The organism is Rhizorhabdus antheiae (assembly GCF_049889055.1).
Taxonomy (GTDB): domain Bacteria; phylum Pseudomonadota; class Alphaproteobacteria; order Sphingomonadales; family Sphingomonadaceae; genus Rhizorhabdus.
Map to the genome: position 1 here is coordinate 529,130 of NZ_JBLTWO010000001.1, position 21,901 is coordinate 551,030.

General features: G+C 64.6%; 15 protein-coding genes. 10 read left to right on the forward strand and 5 right to left on the reverse strand.

All coding sequences use genetic code 11. The features are described 5' to 3' along the window. Nucleotides 1–5: 5 nt before the first annotated feature. Nucleotides 6–1,514, reverse strand: coding sequence for an aldehyde dehydrogenase family protein (locus ACNI3R_RS02440; RefSeq protein ID WP_426179606.1), 1,509 nt, complete (start codon nt 1,512–1,514; stop codon nt 6–8). 179 nt (nt 1,515–1,693) lie between these two features. Here ACNI3R_RS02440 and ACNI3R_RS02445 point away from each other — a divergent pair, with 179 nt between their 5' ends. Continuing rightward, nucleotides 1,694–2,686: an AraC family transcriptional regulator gene (locus ACNI3R_RS02445; RefSeq protein WP_426179608.1), complete on the forward strand. Its 993-nt coding sequence runs from the start codon at nt 1,694–1,696 to the stop codon at nt 2,684–2,686. Nucleotides 2,687–2,690: 4 nt separating this feature from the next. Here the strand turns inward: ACNI3R_RS02445 and ACNI3R_RS02450 are convergent, their stop codons facing one another. Together ACNI3R_RS02450 and ACNI3R_RS02455 are read right to left on the reverse strand one after the other, a co-directional pair. Next, complete coding sequence (locus tag ACNI3R_RS02450) at nt 2,691–2,852, reverse strand: hypothetical protein (protein WP_426179610.1); 162 nt, start codon at nt 2,850–2,852, stop codon at nt 2,691–2,693. Nucleotides 2,853–3,055: 203 nt separating this feature from the next. Next, a complete protein-coding gene (locus tag ACNI3R_RS02455; RefSeq protein WP_426179612.1) occupies nt 3,056–4,135 on the reverse strand; it encodes a helix-turn-helix transcriptional regulator in 1,080 nt (359 codons plus the stop codon). Between the two features lie 241 nt (nt 4,136–4,376). Between ACNI3R_RS02455 and ACNI3R_RS02460 the strand changes: the two genes are divergently transcribed. Both ACNI3R_RS02460 and ACNI3R_RS02465 read left to right on the forward strand, forming a co-directional pair. Continuing rightward, a complete protein-coding gene (locus tag ACNI3R_RS02460) occupies nt 4,377–6,530 on the forward strand; it encodes a TonB-dependent receptor (protein ID WP_426179613.1) in 2,154 nt (717 codons plus the stop codon). A 56-nt stretch (nt 6,531–6,586) separates the two neighbouring features. After that, nucleotides 6,587–8,302 (forward strand): amidohydrolase, encoded by a 1,716-nt coding sequence (locus tag ACNI3R_RS02465; RefSeq protein ID WP_426179614.1) that lies wholly within the window; start codon nt 6,587–6,589, stop codon nt 8,300–8,302. Between the two features lie 204 nt (nt 8,303–8,506). On the opposite strand, the gene ACNI3R_RS02470 is transcribed toward ACNI3R_RS02465, so the two are convergent. After that, nucleotides 8,507–9,826: an APC family permease gene (locus ACNI3R_RS02470; RefSeq protein ID WP_426179616.1), complete on the reverse strand. Its 1,320-nt coding sequence runs from the start codon at nt 9,824–9,826 to the stop codon at nt 8,507–8,509. Between the two features lie 193 nt (nt 9,827–10,019). Here ACNI3R_RS02470 and ACNI3R_RS02475 point away from each other — a divergent pair, with 193 nt between their 5' ends. Continuing rightward, nucleotides 10,020–12,518: a TonB-dependent receptor plug domain-containing protein gene (locus tag ACNI3R_RS02475; protein WP_426179618.1), complete on the forward strand. Its 2,499-nt coding sequence runs from the start codon at nt 10,020–10,022 to the stop codon at nt 12,516–12,518. A gap of 2 nt (nt 12,519–12,520) precedes the next feature. Continuing rightward, a complete protein-coding gene (locus ACNI3R_RS02480; RefSeq protein WP_426179620.1) occupies nt 12,521–13,915 on the forward strand; it encodes a M20/M25/M40 family metallo-hydrolase in 1,395 nt (464 codons plus the stop codon). A gap of 18 nt (nt 13,916–13,933) precedes the next feature. Here ACNI3R_RS02480 and ACNI3R_RS02485 read toward each other — a convergent pair whose 3' ends face one another. Beyond that, nucleotides 13,934–14,701: an SDR family NAD(P)-dependent oxidoreductase gene (locus ACNI3R_RS02485; RefSeq protein WP_426179621.1), complete on the reverse strand. Its 768-nt coding sequence runs from the start codon at nt 14,699–14,701 to the stop codon at nt 13,934–13,936. Between the two features lie 349 nt (nt 14,702–15,050). On the opposite strand from ACNI3R_RS02485, the gene ACNI3R_RS02490 reads away from it, so the two are divergent. From ACNI3R_RS02490 to ACNI3R_RS02510, 5 genes are all read left to right on the forward strand, one after another. Beyond that, entirely contained in the window at nt 15,051–17,318 is a 2,268-nt protein-coding gene (locus ACNI3R_RS02490) for a TonB-dependent receptor (RefSeq protein ID WP_426179622.1), read from the forward strand. Between the two features lie 67 nt (nt 17,319–17,385). Then, on the forward strand, nt 17,386–18,711 hold the full coding sequence (locus ACNI3R_RS02495) for a metal-dependent hydrolase family protein (protein WP_426179623.1): 1,326 nt from the start codon (nt 17,386–17,388) through the stop codon (nt 18,709–18,711). A 16-nt stretch (nt 18,712–18,727) separates the two neighbouring features. Continuing rightward, complete coding sequence (locus ACNI3R_RS02500) at nt 18,728–19,201, forward strand: Lrp/AsnC family transcriptional regulator (protein ID WP_426179624.1); 474 nt, start codon at nt 18,728–18,730, stop codon at nt 19,199–19,201. Nucleotides 19,202–19,237: 36 nt separating this feature from the next. Then, nucleotides 19,238–20,059, forward strand: coding sequence for an IclR family transcriptional regulator (locus ACNI3R_RS02505; protein WP_426179626.1), 822 nt, complete (start codon nt 19,238–19,240; stop codon nt 20,057–20,059). A gap of 89 nt (nt 20,060–20,148) precedes the next feature. Beyond that, nucleotides 20,149–21,888, forward strand: a complete 1,740-nt coding sequence (locus ACNI3R_RS02510) for an FAD-dependent oxidoreductase (protein ID WP_426179627.1) — start codon at nt 20,149–20,151, stop codon at nt 21,886–21,888. Nucleotides 21,889–21,901 lie beyond the last annotated feature (13 nt).

A 21,901-nucleotide genomic window follows, 5' to 3' on the forward strand; every position in this document is an offset into this window, starting at 1 on the left:
CACGATCAAAGCAGCAAAGTCGTGACCGATTTGCTCTCGGTGTAGAGATCGGTCACCGCATGACCGAGTTCGCGGCCATAGCCCGACATGCGATAGCCACCGAAGGGCACCGCCGGATCGAGCAGATTGTGGCAGTTCACCCAGACATTGCCGGCTTTCAGTCGCCGTACGACCCGATTGGCGAGCGCCAGATTGTTGGTCCACACGCTCGCCCCGAGGCCGTAGACGCTGTCATTCGCAAGCCGCATCGCGTCATCGAGATCGTCGAACGGGGTAGCCGCGAGGATGGGGCCGAAGATTTCCTCACGATAGATGGTCATGTCAGGACGGGTGTCCGCAAAGACGGCGGGTCGGAAGAAGAAGCCACCGCCCTCGACCACCGTTCCGCCCGCGATCAGACGACCGCCCTCCTTCCGGCCGGTCTCCAGAAAGCCCTGCACGCGGTCGCGTTGCCTGGCCGAAACCAGCGGGCCCATCTGGCTGGTCGCATCGAAGCCCGATCCGAGCGCGAAGCCGTCGGTGCACTCGGCGAGCCCCTCCATTACCGCGTCGTAGATTGGCCGCTCGACGAACAGGCGGGAGCCGGCAGTGCACACCTGGCCATGGTTGAAGAACACCGCCTGCGCCGCGCCCTGCACGGCCATGCCGATGTCCGCATCCTTGAGGATGACGACAGGCGACTTCCCGCCGAGTTCGAGCGAAAGCCGCTTCATGCTGTCGGCAGCCCGCCGCTGAATGATCTGGCCGACTTCGGTCGATCCGGTGAAGGCGATCTTGTCGACATCCGGATGATCGACGAGCGCGGCCCCTGGTTCGGCATCACCGGTCACGATATTGACCACGCCGTCCGGAAAGCCTGCCTCACAGATCAACTCACCGAGACGCAATGCTGTCAGCGGGGTGTCCTCGGCGGGCTTGAGCACGACCGTGCAGCCTGCCGCCAGCGCCGGAGCGATCTTCCAGATCGCCATCACCAGCGGAAAATTCCACGGAATGATCTGGCCGACGACGCCAACCGGCTCACGCAGCGTCTGCGAGGTGAATTCCATGCCCGGCGGCACATAATTGAACGAGGGCGTGATCGTCGTGCCTTCGATCTTGGTCGCCCAGCCGGCCATGTAACGCAGCGAGTCGATCGCCAGCGTCAGATCGGCATGGCGTGACATCATCAGCAGCTTGCCGCTGTCGATCGTCTCCAGTTCGGCCAACTCGTCGGCATTGGATTCGAGCAGATCGGCCAGCTTGAGGAGGAGCCGTTCGCGCAGCACCGGACGGGCAGCGGACCAGGCCCCTTCGAAAGCGCGGCGTGCAGCGGCAACTGCCCGATCGATATCCGCCACCCCACCGGCCGGCACGTCGACGAGCTTGAGACCAGTGGCGGGATCGACCACCTTGATCGTCCGTCCCGACTGCGCGTCGACCCACTGGCCGTCGATCAGCATTTTTCGGTCCGTCGCCAGGAAGCGGCGTGCGGCATCTCCAAGACGGACTTTCTGATCGGCAATCTGCAACATGGACGAACTCTCCCTCTATCGGCCGATGATAGGGAGCGTACCGTCCGCAGCTCTATGCAGGGGGCGAAGGCAACATGCACAATCGGCGCGAAAGACGAAACGCGGTTGCTTGACAATTCAACTTTCTGAGCGGATTTCTTCCGTCAGGCGTTCGAGGCGAATCAGGAGACATGCGCGCCATGCCGGCTCAATCTTGCTCCACCGACGACCGTCTTCGCAGAGACTTCCGCTCGGACGATGCCTCAGAGACTTTGCGGTTTGTCTCTCAGGCCCTGGCGCCGCATGAAATGACGTTGAAATCGACCCGTGCGATGGCCGCACGGTTGAGCTGTCTTCAATTGGGCGAGGTGCAGATCGTCGACCTCTCCTATGGCACCGATGTTTATATCGACCCCGCGAAGGTCGAAGACAGCTATCTGGTCCACACTGCGATCAACGGCGCCAGCACAATGTGGGACGACAGCCAGCGCTGCACCATTCGCCCCGGCGCGCTCCACGTCACCTCGCCGGGTGCCCGGCTCAAGGTCGACATGACGCACCGGTGCCGTCATCTGACGGTACGACTGTCGCGCCATCTGTTCGACGATTATCTGCAACGCGAGCTGAGCATCTCGGTGGCCCGTCCGCTGACCTTCGACGCAGCCGGCATTGACGGAGGCGACCTGCCAGCCGCCTGGTCCCGCCTGGTAACGCACATCACCGACCAGGCAGATGCTCTGCCGGACCTGCTCGGCAATGGTCGCCTGCAGCGCCATTATGCAGCGATGATGGCCGAATTGCTGCTGAGTCAGCATCGCAGCAATTACTCGGACCTGATCGCATCACCCGCCAATGAAACCGCACCTTGGCACGTCCAGCGCGCCCGCGCGATCATCCATGACGGTTTTGACGGAAATCTGTCGGTCGGCGGCATCGCGGCCAAGGTCGGTGTCAGCGTTCGCAGCCTCCAGACCGGCTTCAATCGATTCCTGGGAACCAGCCCGGCGGAATATATCCGCCGCTATCGGCTCGAACGTCTGCACGAAGCACTGATCCGCGCCGAGGGTACGGAGCGGATCACCGATGTGATGCTCGACTGCGGCATAGTCGAGTTCGGCCGCTACGCACAGCATTATCGAAAGCGCTACGGCTGCAGTCCCTCCGACACGCTCCGCAACGCGCGCCGGCACTGAAGACTCAGGCGGCAAAGACCCGCGCGAGGCGGTCGACCCGGGCGAGCTGGAAGGCGGTCGTCTCCGGCCCCGGCTGCTGCGCCTCGAAGATTGCCAATGTCGGATCGGCCACGTCGGTGCGTTCGCCGCTCAGCGCTTCTACGATCGCGAGGCCGAGAAAGGGCACCGGCGACCCCACTCGGCGGCTGCACATAACCGCCGATCGGCAGGAGCAGAGCCTGCAGCCCGACCGAATGCCAGAAAGTCCACTCGTCACTATAGAAACCGGTCACGCTCGCCATCATCGCCCCGCTCGATCAACGGGCCGACTTTCCTCCATCCGGCGCGCCATTTCCCGAATGCCCGTGCCAGGGGCGACTCAAAGACGGGCTATGTGCGGGAGCTGAGCCAAGCGTTGGGACTATTGCAGACCATCCGTATCAATTGCGATTGCCGCCGCGCACCGACTTTGGCCAAGACCGATTTGAGTTGGGTCCGCGCTGTGTGAATCGAAATGGTCCGTTCCTTAGCCACCTCGGCAAGATCGGCCCCTCTTATCAAGCAACCAAGCACAGCCATTTCGGCTGCGGTGAGACCGAAGCAGTCCGCAAACTCGCGGCCAAGCGGCAGCGCCCGTTCGTCGACATCACAGACAACAAGCAACCATATTTTGTCTGACCCGCCAATGCGGACATAGGCGTCATCCGGATGCGGGAGCAGATTGAAGCAAATATGCAGATGCCGGTCACCAGCTTTCCAGCATAGGGAACCGCCTGTGCCGCCCGCGGCAATGCGCGTGCGGAGCGAAGGCGGCAAAAAGGTGGCCATGTCTGACAAGCCAAGCAAGCGTCTTGCAGATCGGTTGATCGTCAGAACCTCCCCATCACCCGAAATCGTGACAAGTCCCGGCTGCATCCGCTCAAACGCCATGTTAAGGCTGTCATGTCTGAGAGCATCAGAATCGACCTTGGCTGCCAGCAGCACGGTTTCCCGCAGATGGGGCATAAGCTCGACCAACAATTCGCTGGTGCCCGGTGACATTTCGCTGCCATCGATCCTGGCGTGGAGCGCGAGGCCGATATCACGATCCTTGTCGAGCGAAACACGCGCGGCAATGAAGCGGCCCATTCCCTGCTTCCGCAACTGGGCCTGCCACTTGCGTAGCTCAGGGCGAAACCGTTCAGGGAGACCCGAATCTTCGAGCAGGCACGGCGTATTGCTGGGCGGATTGAGCACGCTCAGGGTGCGCGGGTTTACGTCATCAAGCGTCGCCAGCATATGGGCGGAGAGCGGCGTTTGCGAACACGCATGCTGCCACTGGTGGCGCAGCCTTGATGCCGAACGCTGGAACAGATGAAGCGTGGCTGAGGCGGCATTGGTCATCTCGCGGACCCGATCAAGCGCCGGCGTCAACCGCGCCCGGTCTGTCGGCGCCGCGTAAAAAGTTGCCAAAAGATCGGCCTGCAGCATTCGGGTCTCCTGACCGGAACGTGAACAAGAAGTGCAGATTACCACAAATAGCCACTCTGCAAGCCCCCCTTCGTCGGGAAACGTGCATATTCTTTGCTCAATACTGGGATCGGCGCACCCGTCCAGCGCTTGGCTGCATAGCGCATACACCATCTGGGTGATGTGCCGGTCTGCTTGCTCGACCAAATGCATGCGATGGAAGAGCCCGAAAAGTCGGGCCGGATCAACAGGGAGCAAGTTTATGCGTGGAGATCACTGCCGCCGTGCCGCGTTGGCTGGTCTGTCTGCCGCCGCGCTGCTGTCAGCGCCTGCTATGGCGCAGGAAGCTGCTGCCGCTCAGAATGATGACGGGGGTATCGATGCCATCGTCGTCGTCGCGCGCAAGCGGGAAGAAAACGTTCAGACCGTGCCGATCTCGATGACCGCAATTAAGGGTGAGGACTTGCAGGAACGCGGCATCGCTCGCGTTTCCGATCTTGTCGGCAATGTTCCCAATCTCACGCAGGATGGCGGTGGAGCGGTGCTGGGTGCCATCGGCATTCGCGGCATCGTCTCGCAGACCCGCAACATTGGCTTTGACAGTGGGCTTGGCGTCTACATCGATGGCGTGCTGACCGTGCGCCCCAACGGCTTCGATCAGGAACTTCCCGATATCGCCACACTGGAGGTGCTGCGCGGGCCGCAGGGCACGTTGTTTGGCCGCAACACCACGGCGGGCGCGATCAACATAACGACGCGCAAACCCGATCTGGAAGCCTTCCATGCCGAAGGCCGCGCCGCGATCGGCAATCTCGATCAGCGCGAGGCCAGCGTGCTGCTGACAGGGCCACTGGTGCCGGGCAAACTGGGTGTCAAGCTGGCCGGGTCGATCGCCAGCCGCGATGGCTATATCCTCAATGTCGTGAACAACCAGAAGCTCAACAACCTGAACCGCAAGGCGCTGCGCGGATCGCTGCTGTGGCAGCCAAACGAAGATGTCGACGTAAACCTTTCGGGCAGCTGGCTCAAACAGGCCGATCGGCTGCTGCTTGGCCAAGTTGCCGACAACACAGTTGGCGGCCTCGCCGGACTGCCGGGCTTCTTTGCCGATCCATATATCGTCGCGCAGGATGCACCCAGCCTGCAGACCCGCGATATCTGGACCACCAACCTCAACATCGACTGGCGTATCGGCGACTACACCATGACGTCGATCACGGCCTATGGCGAGAACAAGTCACAGCTTATCGACGATGACGATGCCCGCCCGCTGCCGCTCTCCAGCTCCAACTTTCAGGACGGTGCGGACCAGTTCACACAGGAGTTGCGGCTGGCTTCGCCTAGCAGCGGTACGTTCGACTACCTGATTGGCCTGTTCTACCTGCGTCAAGATGCCGACGCCGATCGCCGGACAACCGTGGTCGGCCCTCCCGGCCCTGCAGCATTCCTTGGGGCAATTGCCAGCCTCTCGACGCTAAAGACCGATGCCTACGCCGCTTTCGTCAGCGGCGACTGGCGCCTGGCACCTGGTATCACGATCAGCGGGGGCCTGCGTTACAACATCGAGACCCGCAAACTAAACTTCCGTCAGACAAACTCGGCTTTCGTGCCGCTGCCGAACCTGATCGCGCGACTGGACAGGACCGACAAGGACCTTTCGGGCAACCTCAGCGTGACCTGGCAGTTGGCCGAGACGGCGCGCGTCTATGCCAGCGCCGCGCGCGGGTTCAAGAGCGGCGGGTTCAACCCCGATATTGTCGGCAGCACCGATATCAGCTTCGGCCCGGAGAAGGTGTGGAGCTATGAAGCTGGGCTCAAGACGGATCTGCTGGACCGCAAGCTGCGCGTGAACGCGGCGGCATTCTACACCGACTACAAGGATCTGCAGGTATCGGCGCTTGTCGGTGCCGCGTTCCAGATCCGCAATGCCGCAGCGGCGAAGATCAAGGGTTTTGAGCTGGAAGTGACCGCGAAACCGATCCGCGCGATCGAGCTGAACTTTGGCGCGGGCTATACTGACGCGACCTATGACGACTTCCCTGGCTGCGCCCCCGCCACCAACTGCGCGGGCAACCGCCTGCCGTTCGTGCCCAAGCTTTCGCTCAATGCCGGTGCGCAGGCGAATGTACCCGTGGCGGGCGGTGAGCTGACCCTGCGCGGCGATCTCTCTTGGCGCAGCAGCATTTATTATGAAGCCGCCAACGTCCCGGATGGCCGCCTGCCCGGCTATATGCTGGTCAACGGGCGCGTAGCCTATTCCTTTGCGAACGACCGCTTCACCGTGGCGCTGTTCGGGCGAAACCTGTTCGACAAACGGTACCGCGATTTCTCTTTCTACCTCGCGCCATTCGATCAGCGCATGGTGCGCTGGGCCGTGCCACGCACCTATGGGCTTGAACTCTCCACCCGCTTCTGATGCCCCCTTGCCCGCTCCAAAACGGGCGACCGAAAGCCTTTCTGGGACCAAATCACATGCGCTCTCCTCTCGCTCCGACGCTGCTCGCGCTTGCCATCGCCAGCGCTGCAACGCCCACGCTTGCGCAGTTTCAGGATGCGGTGGTCGCCCCCGCGCCGCTGCCTGCCGATGTGATCTATACGCATGGCCATATCGCTACCCCCGGCGGCTGGCAGGAGGCGATGGCGGTTTCGGGGCAGACCATCGTCGCGACTGGCAGCGATGCCGATCTGGTCAAGCACAAGAGCGCGCAGACCCGCGTGATCGACCTTGCCGGCAAGACCGTGCTGCCCGGAATGATCGACATGCATGTCCACGCGGTCGATGCCGGGCTGAGAGAGGCGAGCTGCACCTTTCCGCAAGGCGCGAACCTTGCCACGGTGATTGCCACTGTAAAGGCCTGCGCGGCCAGGGCGAAGCCGGGTGAATGGATTGAGGGCGGCCAATGGGATGCAAGCTCGCTGGGCAGGACTCCGCCGCACCGCAAACTGCTCGATGCCGTGTCCGGCGACGTACCGGTGGTGCTTCACGATATCAGTCTGCACAGCATCTGGGCCAACACTGCCGCGCTGAAGGCAGCAGGCATTGCGAGCGATACACCCAATCCACCGGGCGGCGGGATCATCGAGAAGGACCGGAAGGGCGAACCGACCGGTATCATGCGTGAGACCGCGGCCTTCATCATCCTCAACAAGATGCCGCCGCCGTCTGCAGAAACGCGTATCGCCGCGCTGCGCACCGCAACGCAAATGATGCTGGCGCAAGGCATCACCGCCTATGAAGAAGCGCTGATGGCCACGCCCAACGCGCGCGCCTATGCCGCATTGGCAGACCGGGGCGAACTGGTGCAGCATGTGCGCACCTGCATGTGGGACAATGACCAGACACTGATCGCCCAACGCAATCTCTATGCGCGGCCCGGGCTTGAGATCAGCTGCGTGAAGATGATCCTCGACGGCGTGCCCACTGATGCCCACACGGCCGCGATGCTCGAACCTTATGCTGATGCCGACAAGCATGGAGAACCCGCAAAGATCAAGGGCGAGCTTATGGCGAGCCCCGCCGAGATCGCAGCCAAGCTGATCCGCTATGACGCGGCCGGGCTCACCGTGAAGCTCCACGTGGCCGGCGATGCCTCCTCGCGCACCGCGCTCGATGCCATTGCCGCAGCGCGGAAAGCCAACGGCCCTTATGGCAAGCACCACGAGTTGGCCCATGCCAACTTCATCACACCCGAAGATATCGCCCGCGCAACCGGCCTTGGCGCGACTTATGAATTCTCGCCCTATCTGTGGTTCCCCAGTCCACCGGTCCGCGACGTCGTCCGCTCGGTTGGCGCAAAGCGGATGGAACGCTTCACCCCGGTGCGCGATGCTCTGGCGGCAGGCACGCATGTCGTGCTCGGCTCGGACTGGCCGGTGGTGCCTTCGATGTCGCCATGGGTGGCAATCGAAACGCTTGTCACCCGGCAGGCGCCAGGCGGCAGTAGTGAAGAACTTGCACCGGCACAGAAAATTTCCGTGGCCGAAGCCGTAAAGCTACTGACTGTCAATGCCGCGCTGCAGCTCGGCATCGGCGACCGAACCGGCACGCTGGAGCCAGGCAAGCAGGCCGATTTCATCGTGCTCGATCAGGATATCTTCACCGTTCCTGCCACCAGCATCCATCGCACACGGGTTCTGCGCACGGTGGTGAAGGGCAAAGAAGTCTATCGCGCGCCCTCAACGAATTAGAAGGGCGCGCCGGACGGTATGTTCCCGGTGCCAGCTCCGCGACCGTCCAGCTGCACCACCACCCGGGACACGACCACCGATCGCTGTGCAGAACAGGGGCCCGATCAAGATACAGCCATTATGCACGCCTGAGGTCCGTGTCGTGCCGGCCTGGCATGGACCCCGGATACTGCCACAATTGAGTTCGTTGCGCGTTCGGTCCCGTTACCCGGCAGTTCGCCTCGCGAAAATGCCCAGTCCCCACCGCGCCATCAGGCCCGCCACCAGCGTGCCGAAGCTGATCGCGGTGCCGACCCAGCCGACATAGTCGATGCTCGCCCACAAGATGTAGATCGAGACGCCCGAGAAGATCAGCGGCAACAGCGGTCCGAACGGCACGCGATAGGGGCGCTCGGCATCGGGGCATTTGCGGCGCAGCAGAGGCAGGGCAAGGCCGCTGAGCGTCAGGAACAGCCAGTAGACCGGCGACATATAGTCGACCATCGTCGCGAAGCCCGCCGGGGTCAGCGCGCCCCAGACGATCAGCAGCAGGGTGATCGCGGTCTGCAGCAGGATGGCGGCACGCGGCACGCCGCGCTGCTCGTCCCAGGTCGCCAGCCGCTCGAGGCCGGGCAGGTCGGCGGCGGCGGCGTAGAGGGTGCGCCCGCCGACGATCAGCAGCGCGTTGAGGATGGCAATCGCGGCGACGCCGACCGCGACCACCATCGCAGTGCGCCCGACCTCGCCGAACACCGCCTGCATCACCGCTGCGGCGGGGGCATCGCTCCTCGCGAGGCCGGCGGGGCCGAGTACGCTGACATAGGCCCAGTTGGCGACCAGGTAGAGCAAGGTCACCGCGCCCATGCCGCCGATCATTGCGCGGGTGATGTCGCGCGGGCGCCGGACTTCGGCCGAAAGGGTGGAGGCGTCGTTGAACCCGCCATAAGCGAGCATGACATAGACCATCGCGACACCGAAGCCGCCGACGGGATCGACCGGCGGCACGGCGCCATCGACCGGCACCCCGCCGTGCAGGATCATCCATAGCGCAGCCCCGCCGAGCGCCAGCAGGGCGACCACGTCGAGTGCGACGAACGCGACCTCACTGCGCGCGCTGGTCTTCAGGCCGCGCAGGTTGATCGCCGCGAGCACCACCACCATCAGTGCCGCGAGCACGGCGCGGGTAAGCCGGTCCATCGGCCAGAGTTCGTTGAGATAATCGGTGCCGACGAAGGCCAGCATTGCTGCAGAAGCGGTGAAGATCACCGTGAAGCGTGACCAGGCGAACAGATAAGCGATGGTCTGGCCATAGGCCTGCTTCAGAAAGCGATAATCGCCGCCGGGATGCGGGAAAGCCGCGCTGAGTTCGGCATAGCAGAGCGCGCCGATCAGCGCGACGACCCCGCCCAGCGCCCACGCCGCATAGATCGCCAGCGGCGAACCGAGCGTCGCGCCGACGACCGACGCCGAACGGAATATGCCTGCCCCGACGACCATGCCGACGACGACCGAGGAAGCCTGCCAGGGACCGATGACGCGCCGCACTCTATCCTGTCCGTACCCGTTTTTCCGACGCCGTCCTCTGCCGCGTCGGGCGCCGCTTGTCGTGCCTTTTCTGGCTTTCCCAACCGATCTGGAAGAAATTGTTACGACCGGAATAGCATTCTTGTCTAAACCCGCGCGCACCTTCGGCTATAGCTGGCACCATAAAAGACAGGCGTTTCAGGGGACTATAACCATGCGCAAGATCGATCACCGTCTTCTCGCCGGCATCGCGACCGGTGCCTTCCTCCTCGCCGCCCCCCTCGCGGGCAACGCCGCAATGGCGCAGACCACGGACAGTTCGGGTGACCCCGAGATCACCGTGATCGGCAGCCGCGCGCCGAACCGCACCGTACTCGACAGCCCGGTGCCGGTCGACGTGATCCGCGGCGATGCGATCCGCCAGGCGGGTGCGACGGGCGAACTGGCCCAGTCGATCGGCACGCTCGTTCCCGCCTTCAACTTCCCGCGCCAGTCCAACTCGGGCGTCGGCGACACGGTGCGCGCCGCCCAGCTGCGCGGCCTTTCGCCCGATCAGGTGCTCGTCCTCGTCAACGGCAAGCGCTACCACACCACCTCGACCCCGGCGCTCGACACCAAGGTCGGCAGGGGCACCGCCCCGGTCGACCTTAACACCCTGCCGATCAACGGCGTGGGCCGTCTCGAAGTGCTGCGCGACGGTGCCGCCGCCCAATATGGTTCGGACGCGGTCGCCGGCGTTATCAACATCGGCCTCGACCGGATGGACCATGGCTTCGTGGCCGACATGACCTATGGCCTGAACGTCACCAAGCCGCGCGCGGTCGGCAAGACGATCGACGACGGGCGCAACCTGTCAGGCGCGCTGAAGTTCGGCACCAAGCTCGGCGACGGCGGCTTCCTGACGGTCGGGGGCGACTATACCCACCAGCAGGGCACCAACCGCGCGGGCTTCGATCAGGGTGGCCAGTTCCTCTCGAACGGCAGCTACACCGATCCGCGCAACGACCAGTTCTTCGGCAAGCGCCTGTTCAAGGTCGGCGACCCGCGCGTCGACAGCGGCCACCTCTGGTACAATGCCGAAACTCCGGTTGGCGGCGACCTGACCTTCTACAGCTTCGGCGTCGCGCACGCGCGCAAATCGGTCGGCGCCAATTTCTTCCGCTGGCCAGTCATCGTCGACGGCAATGGCAACGACTATCTGCCCCCGGCCCAGCCCAACGGCACCGGCGGCTTCCGCCCCAAGAGCGTCGTGCGCAACCGCGACATCTCGGTCACGGCCGGCCTGAAGGGCGATCTGGGCGACTGGCGCGCCGATGCGAGCCTGACCTATGGCCGCAACTGGATCAGCTACCGCCTGCGCGACTCGGTCAACTATTCGCTCGGCGCGGCGAGCCCCAACAATTTCCTCCTGTCGCGCGTCCGCTCGGATCAGCTGGTCGCCAATCTCGACCTGTCGCGCGACTATGAGCTGGGCCTCGCGGCACCCGTCACCGTCTCCTTCGGCGGCGAATATCGTCGCGAGAACTGGCGCTCCAAGGCCGGCGACCCGGCCTCCTATGCGGTCGGCCCGCTCGCCGATCCCACCTCGCTCGGCCTTCAGCCCGGCGCGCAGGCCGGTCCCGGCCTGACCCCGGATGACGCGCGCAAGCTCGATCGCGACGTGGTCGCCGCCTATCTCGAACTGTCGACCAAGCTCGCGCCGACCCTGTCGGCCGACGTCGCCGGCCGCGTCGAACATTATTCGGATGCGGGCACCAGCGTCGCCGGCAAGGCGGCGCTGCGCTGGGAGTTCGTCCCCGGCTTCGCGCTGCGCGGCTCGGTGTCGAACAGCTTCCGTGCGCCGGCTCTCGCCCAGCGCGGCGCCTCGGCGACCTCGCTCAACTTCGGCGCGGGCGGTCAGCTGCGCCGGGTCGCGACCCTGCCCGTCGACAGCGCGGTCGCCCAATCGCTCGGCGCCGCGAAGCTGAAGCCGGAAAAGAGCTTCAACCTGTCGGCCGGCATCACCGCCTCGCCTTTCGAGGGTCTGCACCTCTCGGTCGACGCCTTCCGCATCCTGATCGACAACCGCATCACCTTGTCGGAGCGCTTCGACCTTACCGGTCTGAGCGCGGCGCAGCGGGCGGCGCTGGGCCTCGGCACCTTCGACGCGATCAACTTCTTCACCAATGCCGTCGACCTGAAGACGCGCGGCATCGAGGCGGTCGCCGACTATCGCTTCACCCTCGGCGAGTCCAAGCTGGGCCTCTCGGCCAGCTACAGCTACGCCAAGAGCAGCATCCGCAGCGTCGACGCGCCGCCGGCGCAGCTCGCCGCCAACGGCATCAGCGGCAATCTGATCGGCCTCGAAGAGACCAATACGCTCGTCAACGCGGCCCCGCGCGACAAGCTGATCCTGTCGGGCGACTGGGCGCAGGGGCCGATTTCGGCCACGGTGCGCGGCATTCGCAACGGTTCGGTGGTGCGCGTGTTCGACTTCGGCGGCGGCTTCGCACCGCGCCAGCGTTTCGGCGCGGAATGGCAGCTCGATACCGAAGTGTCGTACAGCTTCGCCGAGGGCCTGACCTTCAGCATCGGCGCGAACAACCTGTTCGACAATTATCCCGACCGCTCAAGCGACGACATCAACGGCGCGGGCAACCTCGCTTATGACGTGCTGTCGCCGATCGGTATCAACGGCCGCTATCTGTACGCCCGCGCCCGGGTCACCTTCTGACGATGCGCGCGCTGATCGCTCTCGCCGCGCTCTGCGCCGCCGGCACCGCTCATGCCGCACCCGCCGCCGACTGGCGGGCGCGCGCGGACGGCCTGCTGGCGGACGCGGTGGCCGTGCCCTCGGTCGATGGAAAGACCGGGGCCCGGCCGGTGGCGGAGCGGTTCGCGCGCGAATTCCTGGCGGCTGGCTTCCCCGCTGCAGACGTGCGCGTGCTGCCCTATAAGCAGACCGCAGCCCTCATGGTCCGGCTGCGCGCGGCCAAGCCGCGGCGAGGCGCGGTCCTGCTGCTCGGTCATATGGATGTGGTCGATGCGCGGCCGGAGGACTGGTCGCGCGACCCGTTCAAGCTGATCGCCGAGGATGGCTATTATTATGGCCGCGGCACCAGCGACATGAAGGGCGGCTTCGTCGCCCAGGCGATCGCGCTGCTGCGCCTGAAAGCCGAAGGCGTGAAGCTCGACCGCGACGTCATCCTGTTCGCGACCGGCGACGAGGAGAGCGAAGGCGAAGGCGCTGCAAAGATCGTCGGCGAATGGCGCCCGCTGCACAATGCGGTGATCGCGCTCAACGCCGATGGCGGGGGCGGCTCGATCGATCGGGCCGGCCGCCCGCTGGGCTTTCGCCTGCAGACGTCCGAAAAGACCTATGCGAGCTTCACCTTCACCGCGCGCAATCGCGGCGGCCACTCCTCGCGCCCGCGCGCCGACAATGCGATCTACGCGCTGGCCGGAGCGCTGGAGAGGCTGTCGGCCTACCGCTTCGCGCCGATGCTGAACGAGACGGTGAAGGCCTATCTCGAAAGCTCGGCACCGCTGCGCCAGCCCGAGCTGGCGGCCGCGATGCGCGCCTTCGCCAAGGATCCGACCAACATCGCGGCGGCCGACCGGATCGACGCCGACGATGGCGAGATCGGGATGATCCGGACGACCTGCGTGGCGACGCTCCTGAATGGCGGCCATGCCGAGAACGCCCTGCCCCAGACGGCGACCGCGACCGTCAACTGCCGCATCTTCCCCGGCGTCCCGGCGGACAGGGTGCAGACCGAGTTGCAGGCGGTCGCGGGCAAGGACGTCGAGGTCACGACGCTCAACGCCTTCGGCGACGGTACCCAGCCCTCCCCGCTCACCGACGAGATCGTCGGCGCCTACACCAAGGCCGTCCGCGCGCGTCATCCGGGGGTCGCGATCATCCCCGAGATGACCCCGGGGGCAACCGATGGCGGTCGGCTGCGCGCCAACGGGATCCCGACCTATGGCGTCGATGGGCTGTGGCGGGTCGATCCCGATGACATGCGCGCGCACGGCAAGGACGAGCGCATCCTGATCGAGGCGTTCCACGCCGACCTCGACCATTGGTACGATCTGGTCCGCAACATTTCGGGCGCGCCCCGGCGCTGAGCGCCGGGGCTTCGCACCTCAGCGCATCAGTTCCTCGTTGGTCGGCGTCCGGCGCAGCGATTGTCCGGCGGTGCAGTCGATCGCCTGCCCGGTGGTCGACGCCGACTCGTCGGACAGCAGCCACAGCGCCGCATTGGCGATATCGTCGACCGTGCTGAGCCGACCGAGCGGGATCTCGCGCAGGAAGGCGCCCTGGAGCGTCGGCAGCGCGAAATAATCCTCGGTCATCGCCGATCGCGTAAATCCGGGGATGATCGAATTGACGCGGATGCCGCGCTCCCCCAGTTCATTGGCGGCCACGCGGACCATATGATCGACGCCGCGCTTCGTCCCCGCATAGGCCGACAGTCCAGGCGGGGCGACGGCAGCAGTCAGCGACGAGGTGGTGACGAGCGATCCGCCTTTCTCCATGCGACGCGCCATATGCTTGAAGAACAGCGCCGTGCCGATGAAATGCACATCGCACATGAGGCGCAACTGTTCGACGGTGACGTCGAGGATCGAGGCCTGCGTATCGGCACCCGCATAGTTGATCGCGCCATCGAGCCCGCCGAAGCGATCGACCGCTGCGGCTGCCAGTGCCTCGATCTGCGCCTCGTCGGTGATGTCGCAGGCGACGGCGACCCCGCCGACCTCGCTTGCGACGGCCTCGACGCCATCTTTGCGGCGCGCGGCCAGAACGAGGTTCGCTCCCTCACGCGCCAGAACGCGGGCCGTCGCGGCGCCCATGCTGCGGCCATCCGAAGCGCCCAATATGATGATCGTCTTTCCGTCGAGCCTTGCCACGTCCATCCCTCCGGTCTGTGGCGGCCTTTTCAGCCGCACGCTGCTCTCATGCTGACGCTACAGGAGCGGCGCTTGGCCGGGATGCTGCCCAATCAGCTAGGTCTCCACCGCCACGTGCACCCCGGGGACATGGTGGACGCCGCCAAGGCTACACGAATATCCCTATGGTGATATTCGCCGGAGTTTCACGATTTTTGAGGCGGAAATCACTCCTCTTTGACAGCAATACGGGCGGTTTTTCACTATCGAAATCGAAGATCGGACAAAAATACACCCGTTCGCTGGAAGAGCAGAATCAACCACATCCCGCGAACAGGCCGGTCGATCGATCCACTAAAGGGGAAATAATATGGTGCTCTTCGCCAAGGTTCATTTTGCGCGTCGTCTGTTGATCGGCACGGCCATGACCGCCCTCCTCTCGGCCGCTCCGGCCCTCGCGCAGACCGATGGCGCGACCGCCGCGGAAAGCGCCGACGGCATGGGCGACGAGATCGTCGTCACCGCGCTACGCCGCGCCACCAATCTTCAGGACACGCCGCTCGCGATCACCGCGGTGACCGGCAACACCCTGACGACCATGGGCGTCACCGACTCCAACGGCCTCGCCCGCGTCAGCCCCGGCCTCGTCGTCCGCGAAGGCGGCTTCTCCGGTTCGCGCGTTACCATCCGCAACATCCGCGCAGCGGGTGAGGCGACCGTCGGTCTCTACTATGACGACGTTCCCCTGATGGGCTCGTCGGGCGTCGCCAGCGACGCTGGCGGCACGACCCCCGACATTCGCCTGTTCGACGTCGACCGGGTCGAAGTGCTGCGCGGCCCGCAGGGCACGCTTTACGGCTCGTCGTCGATGGCGGGCACGGTGCGCCTGATCTTCGCCAAGCCGAAGCTCGACAAGACCGAAGCGACCGTCACCGGTCAGATCTCGGCCGTCGATGGCGGAAGCATGGGCTTCGAGAATCAGGCGATGGTCAACGTGCCGATCGTCTCCGATCTCCTCGCCATCCGCGCGGTCGGCTTCGTGCGCGAACGGCCCGGTTATGTCGACAACCCCACCCTCGGGCAAAAGAACGTCAACGACCAGTTCAGCACCGGCGGCCGCATCATGGCCCGCCTGGAGCCGGCCCCGGGTCTGACGATCGACGGCGTCGCAACCTTCCAGAACCTGAAAGGCGGCCTGAACGATTATTTCCTCGCTTCGGGCCCCTACAAGCGCAACTATGAGTCGGACCAGCCGGTGCGCGACAAGTTCCGCCTGTACAGCGGCACGATCAACTGGGATCTCGGTCCCGTCACGCTGACGGCCGTGGGCTCTCACGCCTATCGCAACTTCAACTACAGCTACGACATCTCGGCCTTCTTCCGGGTGAACGCTGCGCGCTTCCCGGTCGGGTCGGCGACCTACAACCTGCTTAACAACCAGGCTCCTGCAGTCGCCAATTCGCCGCAGATCACCAAGACCGACACGTTCGAAGCCCGCATCTCGGGCAGCGGCAAGGGCCCCTTCCAGTGGACCGGCGGCTTCTTCTACAGCGACCGCAAGGGCGACTTCGCCAGCAACATCCTGCGCTCGGCTGTGGGATCGGGAGACGTCCTGCCGGTCAATGCGACCAATCTTCTGGGTCAGCGCCTGATCACCGACGGGCTGAAGCAGAAGGCGGGCTTCGCCGAGGCCACCTATGACGTCACCGACCAGCTCTCGGTCACGGGCGGCATCCGCTATTACGACTATACCCGCAAGGTCACCGGCGTCGTCACCGTGGTCAACACCTCGGTCGGCTTCGGCGTCACTCCCTTCACCTCGCAGTCGAGCAGCGAGAATGGCTGGTTGTACAAGGCGAACGTCAGCTACAAGATCACGCCCGTCGTGATGGTCTATGCCACCGCATCGAGCGGTCAGCGGCCCGGCGGCGTCAACCAGAATGTCAGCCTGCCGGCAGACCTGCAGAGCTATGCTTCGGACAAGGTCTGGAACTACGAAGCCGGCGTGAAGAGCAGCCTGTTCGATCGCCTGCTCACCCTGAACGCGGCGCTGTTCCAGATCGACTGGAACAACATGCAGACCTCGGGCACGCTCCCGGGCACCAATTTCGGCTTCATCGCCAATGCCGGCCGCGCCCGCGTGCGGGGCATCGAGGCCGAAGCGACGCTCTATCCGCTCGACGGGCTGCAGTTGCAGGCATCGGGCTCCTATATCGATGCCGTGCTGCGCGAGGACCAGACCAACCAGTCGCTGCTCGCATCCGGACTGAAGGGCGACGACATTCCCAGCGTTCCCAAGGTAACTCTGCAGGGTGGCGCGCAATATGAGTGGGACCTCAACCCGACGCTGAAGGCGAACCTCCGCTCGGACGTCTTCTACAACAGCTCGACCTGGACAGAATTCCGCCACACCAGCGCCTTCCAGCGGCGGCTGCCCGCCTATGCGGTCGTTTCGCTCCGCGCGGGCTTCGGCGCGCAGGACGACAATTGGAGCGCGTCGCTGTTCGTCAACAATCTGTTCAACGACGACACGGTGATCAGCAAGCTCAGCGCCAACGTCTATGGCGGACTGAACAATGTCCGCGCGATCAGCAATGTGCCTCGCACGATCGGCATCGACTTCACCAAGCGCTTTTGATCGAATGGAGGGGGTTTCCGAAGAGAGGCCCCCTCGTTTCTTGCATGACCATCGACAGGAGAGCCCCGTGACCTTCCGCACCCGCCGCCTGGCCATTGCCCTGACCCTCGCCGCTGCAACCAGCCTTTCCGCCCCCGCCTTCGCCAAGGATATCGTCATCCATGCCGGCCGCCTGATCGACGGCGTGTCCCGCCAGCCGCGCGAGCGCATGTCGATTCTGATCAAGGACGACCGGATCGTGGGCGTCGAGCAGGGCTTCGTCGACAAGCCCGGCGCCGAAGTGGTCGATCTCTCGACGAGCACGGTCCTGCCCGGCCTGATCGATGCCCATGTCCATCTGCTCCTCGAGCTCGGGAAGGGCTCGCAGGTCGCGAACGCAGTGACCAAAAACGCCTTCGATCATCTGCTCGACGGCACGGTCAACGCACGCAAGACGCTGATGGCAGGCTTCACCTCGGTCCGTGACGTCGGCGGCTATACCCGCGCGATCGTCGCCCTGAAGAAGGCCGTGACCGCCGGCGAAATCGTCGGACCACGCATGTGGGTCGCGGGCAGCATCATCAGCCCGACCGGCGGTCATGCCGACGCGAGCACGGGCTTCGACGCAGCACTCTCCAAGCCGGAGTGGACCGACGGCATCGCCGACGGCCCGGAAGAGGCGATCAAGTCGGTGCGGCGCCATCATCGAGAGGGCACCGACCTCATCAAGATCGTGCCGAGCGGCGGCGTGGCCAGCGTCGGCGACGATCCGCAGGCCCAGCTGATGACCGACGAGGAGATCAAGGCCGTCGTCGACACCGCGCACACGCTGCACATGAAGGTGGCGGCGCATGCCCATGGCACGGTCGCGATCGAACATGCGGCCAAGCTCGGTGTCGACTCGATCGAGCATGGCTCCTTCGCCGACGCCGATGGCGACAAGATCATGAAGGCCAATGGCACCTGGCTCGTCCCGACCCTCACTGCGGGCGCCTCGGTCGTCGATTATGCAAAGCTGCATCCCGAGCTTCTCGCGCCGTCCGTGGCAGCGAAAGCGCTAGCGGTCGGCCCTGTCATGAAGGCCAATTTGAACCGCGCCTACAAGGCAGGGGTCAAGATCGCCTTCGGGACCGACGCCGGCGTCTTCCCACACGGATCCAACGCGCGCGAGTTCGAGTTGATGGTCGACGCGGGCATGACTCCGATGGACACCATTGTTGCCGCCACCTCGTCGGCGGCCACGCTGATCGGTGACGAAGCCGATATCGGCTCGATCCAGGCGGGCCGCTATGCCGACATCATCGCGGTCGGCGGCGATCCGTTGAAGGACATCGCGCAGTTGCGTAACGTCACCTTCGTCATGAAGGGCGGTGCGGTGATCAAGGACGGATCGGCTCCGGCCGGCACGCGCTGACGGGAAAGGCGGGGTCATGGGGGGGCAGACTGAGAGCGACGTGCCGCCTGCCGCGCGGCTCGACCGCTACGACATGAAGATCGTGGCGGCGCTGGAACGCGACGGCCGGATGAGCTGGAGCGACCTCGCTGCCGAGATCGGCCTGTCGCTTACCCCCACGCTGCGGCGGGTACGCAAGCTCGAACAGTCGGGCGTAATCATCGGCTATGCTGCGAAGGTGGACCGCAGCGCCCTGATCGGTTCCATGCCGGTATTCATAGCGGTCAAGCTCGAGCGCCAGACCAGCGAAATTCTCGAAAGCATCGAGAAGCTGGTCGAGGGCCTTCCACAGGTGGTGGGCGGCTATCTGATGAGCGGGTCCAATGACTATCTGCTCCACGCCTTCGTCCGCGACCTTGCCCATTATCGGGAGTTGCTGGCGACCCTCACCCATGCCAGCGGCATCGCTCACATAGAGTCCAGTTTCGTTCTGAAGACCTTCAAGGCATGAGGTGGCCTTCGGCGACGGGAAGAGACTGAAACAGCCATGCAGCGCAGGACGGTCAAGTCGGCATCCAGGGCGTTCGAGGTGCTCGAACTCTTCGCCGACCTGCGTCGCCCCCTGCGGTTGAACGAGATTCACAGCGCGCTAGGCTACCCCCAGTCGAGCACGACCACCCTGCTCAAGAGCATGGTGATGAGCGGCTACCTCAACTACAGCCGCCACAGCCGCACCTATCTGCCTACGACGCAGGTCAGTGCGCTCGGCAACTGGCTGACCGGCCATATCGTCGCCGACCCCGCTTATCGCAACCTCGTCGAACGGCTGCAGCGGATCACCAACGAAACGGTCGGCCTCGCCACCGAGAACGATCTCTACATCCAATATGTGCTGTTCCGCGAACCGTCGCACGAGTTCAAATCGGTGCCGCGCGAAGGCGTGATGCGGCCGATGATCGACTCGGCAGCGGGTCTCGCCCTGCTCAGCCAGATGTCGGATAGGCAAATCGAGAAAATCTTCCGCTATTCTCATTATTACCGGATGAACGACGGCGAGGCCCCTCACCTCGAAGTGCTGATGCAGGACATCCGCTGGATCCGGCATATCGGCTACGCCCATCATGAAAACCGGCCCGATCCCGGCCTTTCAGCCATCGCCATGCCGCTCGGCCAGACGATGTATGGCGTCCGGCTGGCGATAGGCGTCGGAGGACTGGTCGATCGGATCGCAAGAGCCAAGAACGATATCGTCAAAGCGATGCGGGAGGAAGTCCGCGCCTTCCACCTCGCCAATGCCCATGCGCTCAGCAAGCCCTCCGGGCAGGAGGCAAACGATCGCGACGATCAGGATGAAGAAGCCAAAGACTGATCGTCATTTTTATATGACTATCGTTTGAAATAGGCGCGTCTAGCGCGATCCTCGCCTATCCTTTCGAAAAATCGAGAGGATGGGATGCCATGAGGACGGCCGATAAGACGAATGCGATGCTGAGCCGCCGAACCCTTCTGGCGGGGGCCGGCCTTGCGGCTGCGGCAGCCGCTGCCGTCCCGGCGGAAACCCGCGCGGCTCCCAGGCCGTCATGGGATCAGATGGCCGACATCGTCTGCGTCGGAAGCGGCGCGGCCGCGTGCAGCGCAGCGGTGACGGCAGCTGCCGCCGGGGCCGAGGTGATCGTGGTCGAAAAGATGCCCTTCCTGGGCGGGACCACCGGCAAATCGGGCGGAGTCGTCTGGATCTGCAACCATTTCGGCCTTCGCGCCCAGGGAATCCGGGACGAGAAGGCCGATGCGATGGCCTATATGTGCCGCTTTTCCTTTCCCCAGATCTACGATCCGACCAGCCCGACGCTGGGCCTGACCGAAGCGGACTATCGCCTGATCGAGGCCTTTTACGATCATGGTTATAAGGCGATCGACCATTTGCAGGCGGTCGACGCGGTGCGCTTCAAGCAGTTCCGCCTTTGGGCGATAGACGAGCCGGCACCCGACTATGCAGACCATCTGCCGGAGAACAAGGTCCCCACGGGCCGGGCATTGGAGCCTGCAACGGGCTCCGGTGGCCAGGGCGGCGGCAGCCTCGCCATGCAGCTGACCGACTGGCTCGAACGGCACCAGGTCCCGATCCTGACCGAAACCCGCGTCACCCGGACCGTCATTCACGGCGGCCGCGCCGTCGGCGTGGAGGCGGAGAGCAACGGCAAGACCATCCGTATCGGCGCGCGCAAGGCGGTCATCTTCGGCACCGGTGGCTATGCGCATAATCTCGATCTGGTCGGGCTCCACCAGACTGCGCTCTACGGGTCCTGCGCGATGCCGGGGTCGACCGGGGACTTCATCTCGATCGCGGGCGCGGCGGGGGCTGCGATGGGCACGCTCGACGGCGCCTGGCGAACCCAGGTGCTGTTAGAGGAGGCGCTGGAGAACCGCGAGCTCGGGGTGTGCGCCTTCTTCCTGCCCGGCGACTCTATGGTGCTGCTCAACAAATATGGCCGCCGCGTGGTCAACGAGAAGCGATGCTACAATGACCGCACGCGCGTTCATTTTGTCTATGATCCCGTGCGCGACGAATATCCCAACCAGCTGCTGTTCATGCTGTTCGACCAGCGGTCGCTCGATCGTTTCGGCGGCGCCTATCCCATGCCTGCAGCTGGCACGGAGAGCCCCTATCTCGTCAAGGGCGACAGCTGGGACGCGCTGTTCAAGCGGCTCGACGCGAAACTATCGTCGCTCGGCGCGCGCAGCGGCGGCGTCAGATTAGCTCCGGGCTTCGCGGCGGCTGCGGTCGAGAGCATCGGCCGTTATGACGGCTATGCCAGAACCGGCCGCGACGCCGATTTCGACCGAGGTGCGCAGCTGTACGACGTGCAGTGGCACAAGCTGTTCTCGGCCGCGCGCGAGGGCAGCACCCACGGCGCCAACCCCTACCCCAACATCACCATGCATCCCTTTTCCGGCGAAGGACCCTATTATGCCTTCATCCTTGCCGCCGGTGCGCTCGACACCAATGGCGGCCCGCGCATCAACCATCATGCGCAGCTGCTGTCCACCAGCGGACAGCCGATCCCGGGGCTTTACGGCGCGGGCAACTGCATCGCGGCGCCGACTCGCAACGCCTATTATGGCGCGGGCGGCACGATCGGCCCGGCGCTGACCTTCGGCTATATCGCCGCCAACCATGCTCTGGGCAGATCGACCTGAGCACGGGCACGCG

Coding starts and splice junctions, on each gene's coding strand:
- ACNI3R_RS02455 (WP_426179612.1), bottom strand. CDS start 4,135: ATGCTGCAGGCCGATCTTTTGGCAACTTTTTACGCGGCGCCGACAGAC.
- ACNI3R_RS02465 (WP_426179614.1), top strand. CDS start 6,587: ATGCGCTCTCCTCTCGCTCCGACGCTGCTCGCGCTTGCCATCGCCAGC.
- ACNI3R_RS02490 (WP_426179622.1), top strand. CDS start 15,051: ATGGTGCTCTTCGCCAAGGTTCATTTTGCGCGTCGTCTGTTGATCGGC.
- ACNI3R_RS02440 (WP_426179606.1), bottom strand. CDS start 1,514: ATGTTGCAGATTGCCGATCAGAAAGTCCGTCTTGGAGATGCCGCACGC.
- ACNI3R_RS02505 (WP_426179626.1), top strand. CDS start 19,238: ATGCAGCGCAGGACGGTCAAGTCGGCATCCAGGGCGTTCGAGGTGCTC.
- ACNI3R_RS02445 (WP_426179608.1), top strand. CDS start 1,694: ATGCCGGCTCAATCTTGCTCCACCGACGACCGTCTTCGCAGAGACTTC.
- ACNI3R_RS02510 (WP_426179627.1), top strand. CDS start 20,149: ATGAGGACGGCCGATAAGACGAATGCGATGCTGAGCCGCCGAACCCTT.
- ACNI3R_RS02480 (WP_426179620.1), top strand. CDS start 12,521: ATGCGCGCGCTGATCGCTCTCGCCGCGCTCTGCGCCGCCGGCACCGCT.
- ACNI3R_RS02475 (WP_426179618.1), top strand. CDS start 10,020: ATGCGCAAGATCGATCACCGTCTTCTCGCCGGCATCGCGACCGGTGCC.
- ACNI3R_RS02500 (WP_426179624.1), top strand. CDS start 18,728: ATGGGGGGGCAGACTGAGAGCGACGTGCCGCCTGCCGCGCGGCTCGAC.
- ACNI3R_RS02460 (WP_426179613.1), top strand. CDS start 4,377: ATGCGTGGAGATCACTGCCGCCGTGCCGCGTTGGCTGGTCTGTCTGCC.